Below are 16,224 nucleotides of genomic sequence, written 5' to 3' on the forward strand. Positions count from 1 at the left end.
ATAACAGTTAGCCAGCAATACTGATCCGTAAATGGTACTTGCACATCATAGGTTCGGTCTCTATAATAGTAGATATTCTAGTTCGGAGGAATTCAAATGACAAAGTACGCTAACCAATTTAAATCCTGGCAATTCCGGTAAGCAAACCGCTGTTTTAGACGCGGTTTGGACAACATGTTCATACACGTGTCTTGCCGGTTACTTTGTTATTGAGTGACGCTGCATGACTAACCTTGCACGTCGCCGATCTTCTTAGACGACTTCTGTGAGGAGTCGCCTTTTTTATTTGCACTTAATTATATTTTTAGATAGGGGAATCGAATTCATGAAGCGACTATACGCATTGATCGCGATTATTGTTATTTTTCTTGGCTTCGCCTTCGTTGGTGAAGGCGGTACTGGTAAGCCGGCTCAAGTTGCAAAGCCCACCGTTGGTATTTTGCAGCTGATGTCTCACCCCGCCTTGGATTCCATCCACCACGGCATCATTCATGGTCTGGAAGAAAAGGGCTATCGCCCTGGTAAAAACATCAAAATTGATTTTCAAAACGCTCAAAATGATCAGAGTAACCTGATGACTATGAGTAACCGCTTTGTCAACGAAGATGCGGATGCCACCATCGGGATTGCTACCCCTTCAGCTCAGGCGTTAGCAAACGCAACTTCCAAAATTCCGATTGTTTTAGGAGCCGTCACGGATCCTAAGGGTGCTGGCTTAGTTAAGAACAATAACGCACCAGGCCACAACATCACCGGAGTTTCTGATCAAGCACCACTAAAAGAACAGCTGGGGCTGATCAAGCAAGTCATGCCTAAGATGAAGACACTGGGGATTTTCTACACGTCCAGTGATGATTCAGCGGCCGCACAATATAAGCAGTTCAAAGTACTGTGTGCTAAAGAACACATTAAGTTAAAGGCTTACTCAATTTCCAACACGAACGACGTGGATCAAGTTTCACAGCAAATGATGCAAAACGTTGATGCTGTTTACGTGCCAACTGATAATACGGTGGCTTCAGCCATGCAAACACTGGTCAAAAACTCCAACGCTGCTAAAGTCCCTGTCTTCCCAGCCGTGGATACCATGGTTAAGTCTGGTGGCTTAGCAACCTACAGTATCAATCAATACAAATTAGGCGTGCTGACTGGCCGGATGACCGCTGATATCTTAAAGGGTAAAAAGCCCGCAACCACACCAATCAAATTCATCCGTCACGGCGATTTGATTTTGAACATGAAAGAAGCTCAAAAACTGGGGATCACCTTCCCTAGCTCACTGGTTAAAGAAGCTCAAAAGAAAGGGGAGATCATCAAATGACATTTGGATTAGGCGTTTCTGCTATCGGTCAAGGGCTGCTATGGGCAACCCTTGGGCTGGGATTATTTCTAACCTTTAGAATTTTAGACTTCCCCGATATGACGGTTGAAGGCACCTTCCCAATGGGTGCGGCTGCCTGTGTGGCCGCTATCAATAACGGCATCAACCCCATCTGGGCAACGTTGATTGCCATTGGGGTCGGCATGCTTTGCGGTCTCGCAACCGGCTTGCTGTATACTAAGGGCCGAATTCCGATCCTGTTAGCTGGGATTTTGGTCATGACCGCCGCATACTCCGTTAACTTGCGGATCATGCATGGTCGTTCCAACCTGACTTTACTGGATAAGCCGTCACTATTGAAGTTACCAATTTTCGCCCATTCACCAATGTATTTTGACAGTGTTTTCCTCGGCTTTACGGTGATCGTCATTTTGACCTTAGTCTTAATTTACTTCCTGCAAACCGACCTCGGTCAAGCGTTCATTGCTACTGGTGATAACGAAACCATGGCCCGGTCATTGGGTATCAAAACCGACAACATGAAGATCATGGGTCTGATGGTCTCTAACGGGGTCATTGGTCTCGGTGGTGCCTTGGTCGCTCAAAACGATGGCTACGCTGATGTCAACATGGGAATTGGGGTCATCGTCATTGCCTTAGCCTCTATTATCATCGGTGAAGTCGCCTTTGGTGAACTAACCATGAACCAGCGGCTGGTTGCAGTCACTTTAGGGTCGATCCTCTACCGCTTTGTTCTACTGGTCGTCCTGAAGTTAGGCTTCAACACCAACGATTTAAAACTGTTCTCATCCGTTGTTCTAGCACTTTGCATGATGGTGCCAGTTTTCCGGGACATGTTCAATTTAAAGCGCGTTTGGAAACGGGGGATCTCTACTCATGACTAAACCAATTCTAGAATTACGTCACGTTGTCACCAAGGTCAATCGTAATACACCAGAAGAGCTCACCCTGCTGAAAGATTTAAATCTGACCATTAATGAAGGTGACTTCATTACCATCTTGGGTTCTAACGGTGCCGGAAAATCGACGCTGTTCAACACGATTGGCGGTAATCTGTCGATTGATTCTGGTGATATTCTGTTACGCGGCGAATCGATTGCTAATGAATCCGAAGAACGGCGCACACGGTTTTTGAGCCGGGTCTTCCAAGATCCTAAACTGGGAACTGCGCCACGAATGACCGTGGCCGAAAACCTTTTACTGGCCACTAAACGCGGTGAACACCGGCATCTAGTCCCTCGTCATTTAAATCAGCACATGGCTGAATTCAAGAAAATGACCAGTGGTATGGGCAACGGTTTAAACGAACGGCTAACCACACCAACGGGTAGTCTATCTGGCGGCCAACGACAGGCCCTTAGTTTCTTGATGGCCACGTTGAAGAAACCGGACATTTTATTGCTGGATGAACATACGGCTGCGCTGGATCCGAAGACTTCACAGGAGTTAATGACCGCTACTAACGACCGGATCATTGCTCAAAAGCTCACCTGCCTAATGATCACCCACCATTTGGATGACGCGTTAAAGTACGGTAATCGGCTGATCGTCATTAGTGATGGTAAGATCACCTATGACGTTTCCGGTGAAGAAAAACAGCAACTGACACAAGAAAAACTCTTCAGTTTCTTCTCGGATCTGCAAGAGTAAGCAATCAAAAAGGCTAATGAACAGTGACTGTTCATTAGCCTTTTGTGCTATCTAGAGATTTTCATATAACTTGATCAGCCCTTGAGTTCCATCATTACCGAGACCTTTGTCATCGACCATGGTTTCGTAAAGCTGCTTTGCCAGCTTAGTGGCCGGCAGATTCAATTTCATTTTATCGGCTTCATCCAGTGCGATTCGCAGATCTTTCAGGAAATGCTTGGCGAAAAAACCAGGCGTGTAATCACCCTTTAAGATTCTTGGGGCGTAGTTGTCCATGCTCCAGTTGTCCGCACCGCCACTGCTGAGGGTGTCGAGGACGTCATTCATATTGAGGCCAGCATGCTTGGCGTAAACCATCATTTCGACAGTCCCAGTCATAGTACCGGCAATCATAATTTGATTAGCCATCTTGGTATGCTGACCCTTGCCGGCTGAGCCAAACAGATGAACTTTTTGGCCAACTAATTCAAATAACGGTTTCACAGCATCATAGGTGGCCTGATCACCACCGACCATAATCGTTAAAGTAGCATTTTTGGCACCAACATCACCCCCGGAAACTGGTGCATCTAGCGCATGAGCGTTTAGTGCCTGTGCTTTAGCCGCAATTTTTTCAGCTAGTGTGGGCGTACTGGTGGTCATATCAACCACGGTCTTACCAGCCGTTAACGTACTAAAAATACCTTGATCATCAAAGTAAATCGACTCCACATCGGTGGGATAGCCCACCATGGAAAAAATGACGTCTGTCTGCTGAGCAACCTGCGCCGGTGTATCGACCCAAGTGGCACCCTTGGCAACTAACGCATCCGTCTTAGCCTTAGTCCGGTTATAAACGACTAACTCATGACCAGCATCTAATAAGTGTTCCGCAATGGCACCACCCATGACGCCAGTACCGATAAACCCAATCTTCATTATTACTGCCCCCTAGTTACTGGCTAACTTTTGATCTAAATACTTGGCTAATTTTTCTTTAGGATACAATCCAGTGACTTTTTCAACGGCTTTACCATCCCGGAAAAGGACCAGACTAGGAATACTCATGACCTTGTAGTTCATCGCCAGATCTTGGTTGTTTTCCACATTCAGCTTGCCAAATTTGATTCGATCCCCATAAGTGGTTTCCAACTGCTCCAGAATGGGATCCATCATTTTACACGGTGCGCACCAGTCAGCCCAAAAGTCGACCAGCACTAACCCAGAAGCGGTTTCTTCAGCTAAATTATCCTTGGTTATCGTGACTGCCATCTGAAGTCTGTGCCACCTTTCTCTTTTTTCGAATGACGTGAATGATCAGTGTCACCACAACTGCCCCAAGCACGATCAGTCCAAAGGCAGCTGCTGGAATCTCAATATCGATCATTGGAATACTAATGAATAACTTAATTGCAATTAAAGCAATCAGACCATATGCCATCGGTTCCAGTTCGGGAATGATCCGCATCAGTCTCATAATCAATTCAGCAACGCCACGCATGGCAAGAATGCCAATCATCCCACCAATTAAAACAATCACTGGATTAGGTGAAATTGCCAAGGAAGCTAACACGGAATCGATTGAAAACACGATGTCCATTAATTCAATTTGAATCACAACGGACCAAAACAGCGAAACCGGCCGTTTTTTATCAGAAACTAACTTACGGGTATGTTTGACCCGTGATTTGGAAAAAAATTGAATACTTAGAAACAGTAAATAACCCGCGCCTAAAACCTTAATCTCCCAAAAATTAATCAGGTAGACACCCATCCCAATAATCAAAAAGCGAAAAATATAGGCACCCCAGATCCCATAGAACAGCGATTTTTCACGCAGCTTTTTGGTCGGCAGTGCTTGAGTTTGGGCAGCTAGTACCACGGCATTATCCACTGAAAGTAAACATTCGATCAACACCAGCGAAAAGATCACTAGCCAGTCGCTCCCAGAACTGATAACCGTTTCCCAATTATGAAGGTCAAAAAATGGCCCATAGAGTTTTCCTATTAGATCAAACAATTTTGTACATATCTCCTATCATTGTTTTGATATTCGCATCATACAGAAACCACAGTTAGTGGTATCGCGTAGGAAATTGCGTTGTATTTTAGTAACCATCGAACCGATTTAGACTGTAAGTGTTAATGACGTTGACCAATTTCTTCGCATAAGACGGATCCGTTGCATACCCATTTCGCTGTAACAGTGTCGCCGCTCTGTGATAATCAGTCACGTTAGCCGGTAAAAACTGCTGGGCAACCACCGCATCATGATCTAAAATCGCCACTTTTAAGTTTGGATAGACCCGAAAGTTAGCGTTGATCCGCTCCTCTTTCCCATTGATGTATTCATTAGTGGGAAACGATTTAGTCTGCCCGTTATAACTGCCCTTAATACCAAACGGATTGTTAGCCTCTTGATAGAGCTGGGAATGACCCCAATTGGACTCGACGATGGCTTGCGCGATCACGATACTGGGTAAAACTTGATGGTTGGCCTTATAGACATTCACCGCGGGTTTCGCTACTGAATCAATAAATTGGTGCTGCTGTCGTTGCTCAGGCGTTTCTGTTTCAGCTGGCTTACTCGCTTGGGTTCGTTGATTAGCCATGTAATTATTCATTACATAGCGTACACCTATCCCCCCACCGATGACAAATAATGCTAACAGAAAGACTAATGTCGCAACAGCCTGTGAGTTATTCTTTTTACTACGCCGTCTTTTTTTGGCCAAAAAATTGTGTCTCCATTCATTAAAGTTATTGTTACGCTAAGTTCAGTTTACCATGAGATTTAGCTGACACGGAATTAATAATTCATTAATTTAACTCGAATGCCTGCAGCTTATCCGCAACCTGGTAAAACTGCGGTGTCGTAACTGTCAGCAGTTCTGGCGTCAGTTTCAATTTAACAACTCCTAATCGATTATAGGGTTCATAATAATAGGATAGCGAATCGGTGACGGTGGCGGCCCGATAAACCGAATAGTTTTGCTGATACTCAGTACTTTTAGGAACACTGACACCATTCAATAAATGCCACATGCTTACAATTCCGGACGTTTCATCCGTTGGCTGGTCAGTTCTCTCCTTATAATAAGCCGCCCGAATAAAGCGGGAGCCTGGAGTATACGAACCGGCCGGTATCTTCTTACCTGAAAAATTACCTGTGGTCACCCGGGCTGTATTCAATGGCACTTGGCCAGCTATAAATTCAGGTGTAAAGGTCATATAATTTTTTAACTGGTTAAGCTGACGTTCAAAATTATATGCGTTAGTGAGTACACCCAATGGATTTTCATAGATTTTAAGTGGCTTTTCCGATGTTTCAATGGCCACGATTCGCCCCGTCCTATCAGTTGCAACGTAGTGCAGTTCGGGGTAGCCGTACTGTTTAAACGCGCCTTCGCCACTCATGAGCTGAAGGTCGTTCATGTGCGCCTCAATCTCCGCAATTGATTTGAAGTGTCCCAATAAATACAGGGGTAATTCAAACGGTGCAATCGAATGTTTATTAATATCTGGCTGCGAATCAAAAAGCGCGCCGTTAGCAAACGTCAGCTTCTGAACACTCAGACCATGTTCATTAATGCCATCTGAAATATCGATTTCATCATCGTGAGCACCACCGCTGCCAATAATGGCGTAAGGATTTTGATACGCCTGATTATCATAAACCGATCGCCAGCGAAACTGACGGGGCACAAAGACTGGTCCAGCCCCTAAGGCGTGCCAATCCATCGTCCGGCCCAGTACGTGGGTACCATCTTGCGCGATCTGATAAATGCTGGTACACATGACGCGATCACTCCTTTGTATGACTCAATTTTAGCAACGTTTGTTCAAACTGTTCATCAATTTGTTTTTGTGTGGTTTCAGAAATTTGTTTCGTATTAGTTTTTCTGGTCAAAATTGGTTCGGCCACTTTTAAATAGGTAAATAAAACTTGGCTGACATCTAAATGATAATCAGCAGCTAATTGATTAGCAATCAAAAACCGCTGATTTGTATTTAATCCAGCATAACGACTCTGATAATGCTCTGACATCCTTTTTCCACCTTCATTTCAGGAATGTTTATTATAAGCAACTTTTATCGTAAATCATAGCAATTTGAATTAATTTATCGGTTTTGGTTCAAATCCGCGTAACTTGGCTAATTATTTCAATTTTGGTAATTGAAATACAATCCTGTATCAGCTATGGTAATATAGTAGTTATATAGACGCCTGTAACGGCGACATTTTAAGGGAGATATTATTCAATGAAAAAGCGGATACGTCAGTTACACAATCATCGAATCTTTTCATTGCTGTTTTGGCTCATTGCAATCTTTGTTGCGATCGTCATGATGCCTAACACCTCTGATATGATTCAAACAAAGGGTCAGCCGCAATTAGCTAATAACAGTCAGCCCATGGTAGCCCGAAGTATGCAAAACACTTGGGGTCGAAACATTTCCGGTACATATAATGTTTCAGCGGTTTTCAACAATCCCAACGGTAAGCTGACCGCCACGCAGCAGTCCAGCATCGATAAGACTGTCTCGCGCTTGACTGAAAAGCAGAAAACCTATGGCATTCGGTCAATTCAAACCATGGTCACCAATCCGGCTGCCAAGAGTCAATTCTATTCCAAAGACGGCTCCACGGAAACCGTTCAGCTGGCCATTGATCAAAACCAGGGTGATTCACGAGTCCTCGCCAAGCAGTTACGTACTCAAATTCGAACTGCGGGCGTATCGACCTACCTGACTAGTCCAGACCTAGTTAATGACGCGGCCAATGAAAATATTAGTCACGTAACGACCTTTGCGGCTATCCTCGGGTTCGTTTTGAGCCTCCTGATCATTGGTGTCATCTTTAAATCACTGATTGCCCCATTGATTTCAACATTGTCCATGCTGATGATGTACGTTGTTTCACTAGGGTTGATCAATAATTTAGCTGATCGTACTAGTTTCCCATATTCCGAGTATCTGCCATTACTCATCTTATTGCTGACACTCGTCTTGGGAACATTGGGACACTACTATCTCTTTAATGCCTTTAAGCAAAACATTGCTGATGGTCAAGACGCAGCCTCGGCAACAACTCATAGTATTCGCGCTATTCGTAACTTTCTGCTGATTCTCGGCGGAACGTTAACGATTCTCTTTGCTAGTCTTTACGCTTTTGGCTTCTCAACGATTCGGGCACTTTCCGCTTTAGCCATCGTTACGATCGTGATCACAATTGGGCTTTATACGATTGCACCGATCTTCATGCAGCTCTTAGGCGAGCGCTTCTTCTGGCCAGCCGTTGAATCAACCTCACGGCCACACCGCTTCTGGAACTGGATGGCGCGTTTCGGCCTCTGGCAGCCGTTCATTGCCATCATCGCCGTACTCTACGTTGTTGGGCCATTTGCCATTTTGTACCGGGACAATCTGAACTTCTCGGCCGCCAAAACGGTTGCGCCTAATAATGAGGCCGTTGCTGGTATGCGAGTGCTCAACGCGCATTTTGGTGAGGGTAAAGCAACTCCCGTAACCGTTTATATCCGCAGTAACAACCGGATCGATAACGAAAAGGCCCTACTTCAAATTGATAATTTAACAACTAAATTAAAATCTATGCCGGGTGTTTCTGGTGTAACGTCACTGACTCAGCCAAATGGCCAGCTAATGGATGAATACTACGTGAACAGCCAGTTGAATCAAATGAATATCACCCTCAAAGGGGCTACTGATCAGCTGTCACAACTTCAGTCAGACCTGAATAGCAACCGCAGTGACCTTGGCCAAGTTAAGCTTAACGATACTGCTAAACAGCTAAACAGTCTGGTTTCAAAGGCTAATCAGTTAAGCGATGACACGGGGACGGTTCGTTCTCAAGTCTCACAAGTGGCTGGTCGAGCAAGTGTATCGCAATCTTCATCAGCTTCCAGACGGGTCAGAAATTATCAACGGTTACTCAGCCTAGTCAGCAGCCAACTGCAGACCGTCGCCAGCAATATGCGGGTTTTAAACGATGAAGCTACTTCCGCCGGCAATGATGGTCAAGCTGCTCAAAGTCAGGTCTCAGGCTATTCTTCACAGGTTTCTGCCGTCCGCAGCAGTTTAAAGAAAACTACTACCAGTTTAAACGGTTTAACCAAATCATATAATAATATTTACAGCTATCTGTCAGCGCTACAGGCTTCAGATGCTGCCAAGGTTTATTACATTACACCTGAACAACTAACTGGTATGCAGTTCCAGCAATCATTGATGACTAATACCAGTCAGGATTACAAGACAACGCAGCTGCAGATCTATCTGAAAGATTCAGCTGCTAGTCATAACAACTCAGCAACCTTAAAGCAGTTACAATCCGAAGTGAATACCCAACTACAGGGGACTTCATTGCAGCACGCTAAAATTGCTTACACCGGCCAACCAGTGGTTCAAAATACAATTGAACATGCTGTCCGGGCTAATCTCGGTTGGCTATTATTAACCATTGGTGTACTGACGTTCTTGATCATTGCTTTAATCAGTGGATCCGTCCTGCAGCCAATTTACTGGTTAGCTAGTCTGGCACTTGCCACTATGGGTGGTGTTCAACTCGCGCAGATGACGAACCACTTCATGTCCGGTGATCCCAGTTTCAACTGGCAAGCACCAATGATCGCGTTCGTACCGCTATTGGTCGTTAGTGCCAGCCTCTTAATTCAACTCGCCATTAGCTACCGCTTTAAAGAAACCAACTTGACGGATTGGTTATTACCGGGGGTCAGTTCACTGGGACAGAATATTCGCCACCAGCTCTTTACGGTCATCATCATTTGCCTCGTCTTGTTCAGTGCTAACTTTGCACCACTGACACAAGCTGGCCTGATCATCTTGTTTGCAACGATCATCTTCGACATTATCTTACCAATCGTCACCACTTCAGTTGGTAAGTTAACCGTGACCTTGCCTTCAAAGCGACCGCATCTGAAACGCCATGCAAAATAGTTACTAAATAATGACTAAAGGGACGACCAGAACAGTTATCAAAACTGTTCTGGTCGTCCCTTTTTTTGTCTTACTGGTCGTCATTTTCTTCATTGGCTGGCCGAATCTCATAGCTGATCTCACCGTCTTCGTACAAACCGTACAAGATCTTCGTTTTAGCCTTGTCAAAATAACCCAGATTCAAGAACATTTTGCCATCGATCACTTCGACACCGTCAAAGGCAACTTGGAAAAATTTACGGGCAAGCGTGGTTTCCTTTTCAATACTACGCATTCTTTCCACAGCCGCCGGTAACCGGTAACCTTCGTCCTGTAGCTTCTTAATAATACTGACCTGAATAAAAGTATGAAAATCATAAACGCGTGCTTTATTTTGATCATCCCGGGTAATGGCTGAAATATAATCACGCTGCTCCCAGTAACGAAGCTGACGCGATGATACACCAGTCATTCGACTCAGTTCACCTATTCGAAACACAAATTGATCGAAATCGACTAAATTAGGAATTCGATATTTCATTGAATAACCGCCTCTCAGGTTTTGCAACCTTATTATTCCACATTCTGACCTAATGAGCAAAGCTAGATACCCAGATAATCAGCCAATTATCGCCATTTTGCTCCTTTTTGTGAAAATATTACGTAAATTACAGTTTAAAACCGTTTGTTTAACGTCATTGACATTGGTTTGTCACATTACTGAAATAATTAAACCGTACACTAAATATTGTACATAAAAAACGGAAAAGTTAGGGGTCTCTAGGTCAATGAAGAATTTAATCACAAAAAGTTTGATTGCTATCGTCGCATTCTTTAGTTTTGCAGTTGCCGGTTCACAGGTGACTTCAGCACACGCTGCCAGCACAGACGCATCTTACAGTACCGTTTATAACACAGCTAAGCAAAAGTTAGGTCATCCATATGTCTGGGGTGCAACTGGTCCTTACGCATTTGACTGTTCTGGTTTTACCGGCTACGTTTACAAGAAAGCAGCCAACATTACCATTCCACGTACTGCACAGGCACAATACAATGCTTACAAGCACGTTAGCGGTACTAACGTTCAAAAAGGTGATTTAGTCTTCTTCGGTTATGGCACCCACAGTATTAGCCACGTTGGCTTATACGTTGGTAACGGCAAAATGATCGATGCCCAAAACCGTGGCGTTGTCACTGAACGCGTTCATGCACCATGGTGGCACGTTGTTGGTTACGCTCACGTTACTGATTTCAGTGCAGCTGCTAATCAAAAATAATTAACACATATAAATAACAAAAGCTTGATTATCAGTAATTAACTGACAATCAAGCTTTTTTAGTCTGACCTGATCACACGCGCTTAACCATTTTGACGTGCTTAATACCCACTTCTTCAAAGGGGGCACCCGTTTGCTTAAACCCTAACCGCTCGTATAAACCAATAGCGGTAGCTTGTGCATTGAGTTCAATGAGCGACCCCGTAGCAACATCAGCGATTACCCGTTGCAGCAGTGCCATGGCGTAACCATGATGCCGAAACGCCGGTAAAGTCGCGACTCGCTGGATATGCACCGTCTGCCCTTCATGCCGAATTCGCGCTGTCACGACGGGCTGATCATCGATGTAGCCAACATAGTGCGTCACTTGATCATCTTGACCATCGAATTCTAACTGTGCTGAAATCCCCTGTTCCGTGACAAATACCGCCTGCCGGATACTTATAGCAGCCGTATAAACTTGATTATGGGTGCCTAACGCTGACTTAATTTTCATAACTCACACTCCTTAATCACTTATTATACCCTACATCCAATAGGCGAAATACACCGGGTTCCGGTAGCGATATGCTATACTGAGGGCAAAATATTACGAAAGCAGGCGCAGTCATGCAAACACATCACATTTCACTTTTGACGAAGGATGCCAAACAAAATATCCATTTTTACACCCAGGTCTTAGGTTTACGACTCGTTAAGAATTCCGTTAACCAGGAAAATATTCATATTCGTCACTTGTTTTACGGTGACTATCTAGGAACTCCTGGCTCTGTGATCACCTTCTTTGTGGTTCCATTCTTAGGTCATCGAACTGATGGTAATCACTTTATTAATGGCTTTCGATTAGCCATTCCAACTGGCAGCAAAGCGTTTTGGAAGGACCGGCTGTTTGATAACGGGATCACAACAATGGAGACTAATAACCAATTGATATTCAATGATCCGGATCAAATCCCAATCACCATGGTCGAAACGGATAACCAGTTAACTGAATGGCAGATCGTTCCCCATAATGGTATTGACCCTAAATATCAAATCTCACGCTTCTTAGGGACTGAATTGCACGTTCCAGATGTAAGCGCTTCACAAGCCTTCTTTGAACAATTATTAAACTTAACCGTCACCGATAACATCGTTGAATTAGAGGGTGCTGAACAAATTAAGCTGGTGGCCACCAACGACTTTGAACAAGTTACCCGATTTGGTCGCGGGTCGATCGACCACGTTGCTTTAAGGGTTACTGACGAAAAGGAATTGCTGCACTACTATCAACTCGCACAAGACCAGGGCTGGGACATTGAAATGTACCGTGACCGTGGCTGGTTCAAGAGCCTCTATATTCGTGAACCCGGCGATAACCGTATCGAACTCGCTACCCCTACCCCTGGATTCAGTCTTGACGAACCCATCTTAACGTTAGGCAACAGTCTTGGTCTGCCACCAAAGTTTGAATCACAGCGGCAGACGATCATGGATTACTACGCTAAGCAGGGCGTTGACTTTAGCGATGATGGTGATCTTAGTCAGCGTGATGATTTTAACGTTGAGCACTAATTGTTATATTGACTAATCGGGCTGCACCAAGCAGAGAGCTGCATATAAGAGAAGCCCATCAGAATTCCTAAGTTCATACGCTTTTCGGTTATATAGCCTAATCGGGCTGCACCAAGCAGAGAGCTGTATATAAGGGAGCCCCACCAAAATTCCCAAGTTCATGGAATTTCAGTGGGGCTCCCTTATATTTCGCTCTCTAAACGCTTGGTTCCACACCTTATTGATTATAACTCTCCACGATCACATCATCATCCGTCAGTGTTAGATTGGTCAGACTGCCATTAGCTGGACGCACCGTGAGATCGTACTTACCGCCACCGTAACGCTCCATTAGACTTAACAGGGTATTGCCGTGACTAATGAGCAACACGTTATCGCCGTCGTTTAAGTTGGGATTATGGCGAATCAAATCAAAGCCTTGATTCACTCGTGCCCAGTATTCTTCGTTATTTTCAGCTTGATGAAAGGGATCAGCAGCCTTTAAATAGTCCTTAGCTTTTCCAATAGAATACTTCGTCACAATGTCCTTAAAAGTCGGCAGGCCATGCGGTGCCCCTGCCAAATACCACGCTTGCGCCATATCATTGCCTTCGTAATAGCCATAGAACTCTTCGCGAAAGAACATGGTCGTTTGCGGTTTCTTAATGGCCGAAGCCTGGTTTTCCTTTAGGATCAACTTAGCAGTGTCCATTGCCCGAGTGGTATCGCTGCAGTAAGCAGCATCGAAGTGAATATCAGCCAGCCGTTTGCCAGTGGTAACTGCACCATCGATTCCCTTTTGAGTCAATGGTGAATTACTCCACCCCTGTAATTTATTGTAAATATTAAAATAAGTTTGCCCATGACGAACAACGTACAAATTAAGCTTAGTCATCGATTGACACCTCATTTCTTGAATTATATCAAGTATATCACCAACTGGCGGAGATATAGCGCGATAAATGAAAGCGTTCTCGGCTAATTTTACTTGTTACATTTTGATAAATTTTGCATCTAAGCAGGCACAGAACCCGAAAGTCTGCTAAACTTATGAACATTAATATGTCGAGTAAAGGAAGTCGTTATTTTGCAGTATTTGAAACGTTTATGGCAAAAAACAAATAGCAGGCTGGGCTTTACAACCCTGTTAATCATTTGTTTCTGGCTAAAAACATTGATTGCGTACTTCGTTGACTTTCACGTTTCCCTCAACGATCCACTGCAATTCATCCTCTATATTTTAAATCCGATACCCACTGCAATTATATTCTACAGCTTGGCACTTTACATTAAACGTACCCGGCTGTTTTATACGTCAATCATTGTACTGGATATTTTAAACACCGTTCTGCTTTATTTGAACGTGATCTACTACCGAGAATTCACCGACTTCATGACCGTTGCCACCATGTTAGGCTACAACAAAGTCAATGAAGGGCTTAGCGGCAGTTCGGTTGCACTAACCAACTTCCACGATGTTTTCTTCTGGCTCGACCTAGTGATCATTGTGATCTTACTGCTGACCAGAAAAATCAAAACTGATAACCGCAAATTAAACTGGCGTGCTGGTTTTGCGGTTACCTCACTGGGCTTTTTAGCTTTTGGATTCAATATGGCAATCAGTGAAATGAACCGGCCACAACTGCTGACCAAAACTTTTGACCGGTCATACGTAGTCAAATATCTGGGTATAGACACCTTTACAGTTTACGATGGTTTAAGTACCCAGCATAATAGCGACGTGCGCGCAACTGCCAAAAAGTCTGAACTCACTGACATCCTCAAATTTGTCCATAAGCATTACGCCAAACCAAATCAAGTTTACTATGGCAAAGCGAAGGGCAAAAACGTCATTATTCTGCATTTGGAAAGCTTCCAGCAATTTATGATCGATAAAAAGGTCGATGGCAGAGAAGTGACGCCGTTCTTGAATCATCTTTATCACAGTCAATCAACCTACTCGTTTGATAATTTCTTCCACCAAGTTGGGCAAGGTAAAACTAGTGATGCTGAAAACATGCTGGAAACCAGTACCTATGGTTTACCACAGGGATCATTATTTGCTCAGCTGGGCAATGATAACACCTTCCAGGGTGCCCCATCGATTCTGCGACAAAAAGCCGGCTACTCCAGTGCCGTTTTCCACGGTAATGTTGCCAGCTTCTGGAACCGAAATAACACCTATAAGAATCTGGGCTATCAGTACTTCTTCGATGCCAGCTACTACGACACCTCAGGCGATAAATCACTGGGATTTGGGCTGAAGGACAAGTTGCTTTTCAATGACTCCGTGAAGTATCTGCAACGCCTGCAGCAGCCATTTTACGTCAAATACTTAACCGTCACCAACCACTTCCCATTCTCACTTGATAAGGAAGATGAAGACGATGGCTTCAAGGCGCCGGATACCGGTGATAAAGCCGTTGATAACTACTTCAGGACGGCTCACTATTTAGACGAATCCATCAAAGAATTTTACAGCTATCTGCACAAAACCGGCCTGGATAAGAAGAGTATCATCGTCTTGTACGGTGACCATTACGGTATTTCCAACTCTGAAAATACTGATCTAGCAAAGGTGTTAGGTAAAAATCCAAGTGACTGGAACGACTTTGATAACGCTCAGCTGCAACGCGTGCCATTAATGTTCAATATGCCGGGTACTAAGGGCGGCTTCATTGATCATACGTATGGTGGTGAAATTGATGTACTGCCAACCCTACTGCATCTGCTAGGAATCAGCAATAAACAGTACATTCAGTTTGGAACCGACCTACTCTCCAAACAGCATGACACCGTGGTGGCCTTTCGGAATGAAGATTGGGTCAGTGATAAGTATACTTGTCTGTCTGGCGTCGTCTACGACAATAAAACCGGACAGGAACTGCACCCCAACAAGAAATTGCAGGCTAAGATCAACAATATGCAAGCCAAGGTTAAGCTGGAATTGAGTTTATCCGATTCGCTCAACCAAAAGAATTTGCTGCGTTTCTATCATCCCAAGGGACTCAAGCCGATCGACCCAGAAAAATATAATTATGCTAATGGTTTAAGTAAGGAAATCAATATTGAACGGCGTCTAAAGAATAAATCAACCAGTCTCTATAGTGAGAATGGCAATCATTCAACTCAGTCAGATTACAAGACTGATGCGCCAGAATTGCATCATAAATCCACTGATACCAACCGGATCAAGATTACTAACCCGGATGCCAACAGCGGTGATAAGTAGCATTAAAAAATAGGCTCGCAGTCGTTTCTTAGCTGCGAGCCTATTTTGCATTTTACAGGTGCTATTTTTGTCGAATAATCGATGATGAATGTGCTGGTCCTCGTAAGCACACTATAACCGGACGTATTGAAACACAAAACGGACTTCCTCATATTTGAGTTAGTCCGTTTTTGTATTTCATTCAGTTACTAATTGCTGATCAGGTTCATAATTCCACGGTAAACAAGCCTCCAATTGCGCTTCTTTTGGGAAAG

16 protein-coding genes are annotated in these 16,224 nt (G+C 44.1%); 7 read left to right on the plus strand and 9 right to left on the minus strand.

Going from position 1 to position 16,224, the window contains the following annotated elements; translation table 11 throughout:
• Positions 1-325: 325 nt before the first annotated feature.
• From trpX to FFM73_RS07010, 3 genes are read left to right on the plus strand one after another with little or no spacing between them, the layout of a single operon-like run.
• Positions 326-1,321, plus strand: a complete 996-nt coding sequence (gene trpX, locus FFM73_RS07000; protein WP_137631066.1) for a tryptophan ABC transporter substrate-binding protein — start codon at positions 326-328, stop codon at positions 1,319-1,321.
• Complete coding sequence (locus FFM73_RS07005) at positions 1,318-2,226, plus strand: ABC transporter permease (RefSeq protein WP_137631067.1); 909 nt, start codon at positions 1,318-1,320, stop codon at positions 2,224-2,226. Before trpX ends, FFM73_RS07005 begins: the two co-directional genes overlap by 4 nt.
• On the plus strand, positions 2,219-2,992 hold the full coding sequence (locus tag FFM73_RS07010) for an ABC transporter ATP-binding protein (RefSeq protein ID WP_137631068.1): 774 nt from the start codon (positions 2,219-2,221) through the stop codon (positions 2,990-2,992). Before FFM73_RS07005 ends, FFM73_RS07010 begins: the two co-directional genes overlap by 8 nt.
• Before the next feature lie 51 nt (positions 2,993-3,043).
• Here FFM73_RS07010 and FFM73_RS07015 read toward each other — a convergent pair whose 3' ends face one another.
• The 6 genes from FFM73_RS07015 to FFM73_RS07040 form a co-directional block, all read right to left on the minus strand.
• A complete protein-coding gene (locus FFM73_RS07015) occupies positions 3,044-3,910 on the minus strand; it encodes an NAD(P)-dependent oxidoreductase (protein WP_137631069.1) in 867 nt (288 codons plus the stop codon).
• Positions 3,911-3,922: 12 nt separating this feature from the next.
• Entirely contained in the window at positions 3,923-4,243 is a 321-nt protein-coding gene (gene trxA / locus FFM73_RS07020; protein WP_137631070.1) for a thioredoxin, read from the minus strand.
• Positions 4,218-4,991 (minus strand): TerC family protein, encoded by a 774-nt coding sequence (locus FFM73_RS07025; protein ID WP_137631071.1) that lies wholly within the window; start codon positions 4,989-4,991, stop codon positions 4,218-4,220. Before FFM73_RS07025 ends, trxA begins: the two co-directional genes overlap by 26 nt.
• A gap of 88 nt (positions 4,992-5,079) precedes the next feature.
• Positions 5,080-5,706 (minus strand): glycoside hydrolase family 73 protein, encoded by a 627-nt coding sequence (locus FFM73_RS07030; RefSeq protein ID WP_137631072.1) that lies wholly within the window; start codon positions 5,704-5,706, stop codon positions 5,080-5,082.
• 85 nt (positions 5,707-5,791) lie between these two features.
• A complete protein-coding gene (locus tag FFM73_RS07035; RefSeq protein WP_137631073.1) occupies positions 5,792-6,769 on the minus strand; it encodes a linear amide C-N hydrolase in 978 nt (325 codons plus the stop codon).
• Between the two features lie 7 nt (positions 6,770-6,776).
• Positions 6,777-7,019 carry a hypothetical protein gene (locus tag FFM73_RS07040; protein WP_137631074.1) on the minus strand — a complete coding sequence of 81 codons (243 nt, stop codon included), beginning with the start codon at positions 7,017-7,019 and terminating at the stop codon, positions 6,777-6,779.
• A gap of 215 nt (positions 7,020-7,234) precedes the next feature.
• On the opposite strand from FFM73_RS07040, the gene FFM73_RS07045 reads away from it, so the two are divergent.
• Positions 7,235-9,949: an MMPL family transporter gene (locus FFM73_RS07045; RefSeq protein WP_137631075.1), complete on the plus strand. Its 2,715-nt coding sequence runs from the start codon at positions 7,235-7,237 to the stop codon at positions 9,947-9,949.
• Positions 9,950-10,019: 70 nt separating this feature from the next.
• On the opposite strand, the gene FFM73_RS07050 is transcribed toward FFM73_RS07045, so the two are convergent.
• Entirely contained in the window at positions 10,020-10,469 is a 450-nt protein-coding gene (locus FFM73_RS07050) for a MerR family transcriptional regulator (RefSeq protein ID WP_137631076.1), read from the minus strand.
• Between the two features lie 247 nt (positions 10,470-10,716).
• Here FFM73_RS07050 and FFM73_RS07055 point away from each other — a divergent pair, with 247 nt between their 5' ends.
• A complete protein-coding gene (locus FFM73_RS07055; RefSeq protein WP_137631077.1) occupies positions 10,717-11,205 on the plus strand; it encodes a C40 family peptidase in 489 nt (162 codons plus the stop codon).
• Positions 11,206-11,278: 73 nt separating this feature from the next.
• Here FFM73_RS07055 and FFM73_RS07060 read toward each other — a convergent pair whose 3' ends face one another.
• Positions 11,279-11,701, minus strand: a complete 423-nt coding sequence (locus tag FFM73_RS07060) for a GNAT family N-acetyltransferase (RefSeq protein ID WP_137631078.1) — start codon at positions 11,699-11,701, stop codon at positions 11,279-11,281.
• A gap of 113 nt (positions 11,702-11,814) precedes the next feature.
• On the opposite strand from FFM73_RS07060, the gene FFM73_RS07065 reads away from it, so the two are divergent.
• Positions 11,815-12,759 (plus strand): VOC family protein, encoded by a 945-nt coding sequence (locus FFM73_RS07065; protein ID WP_137631079.1) that lies wholly within the window; start codon positions 11,815-11,817, stop codon positions 12,757-12,759.
• A 217-nt stretch (positions 12,760-12,976) separates the two neighbouring features.
• On the opposite strand, the gene FFM73_RS07070 is transcribed toward FFM73_RS07065, so the two are convergent.
• Positions 12,977-13,633 carry a histidine phosphatase family protein gene (locus FFM73_RS07070; RefSeq protein WP_137631080.1) on the minus strand — a complete coding sequence of 219 codons (657 nt, stop codon included), beginning with the start codon at positions 13,631-13,633 and terminating at the stop codon, positions 12,977-12,979.
• A gap of 201 nt (positions 13,634-13,834) precedes the next feature.
• Between FFM73_RS07070 and FFM73_RS07075 the strand changes: the two genes are divergently transcribed.
• Positions 13,835-15,970, plus strand: a complete 2,136-nt coding sequence (locus tag FFM73_RS07075) for an LTA synthase family protein (protein ID WP_171001234.1) — start codon at positions 13,835-13,837, stop codon at positions 15,968-15,970.
• Positions 15,971-16,224: the final 254 nt, after the last annotated feature.

This window comes from Secundilactobacillus hailunensis, assembly GCF_005405185.1.
In the GTDB taxonomy this organism is placed as follows: Bacteria; Bacillota; Bacilli; order Lactobacillales; family Lactobacillaceae; genus Secundilactobacillus; species Secundilactobacillus hailunensis.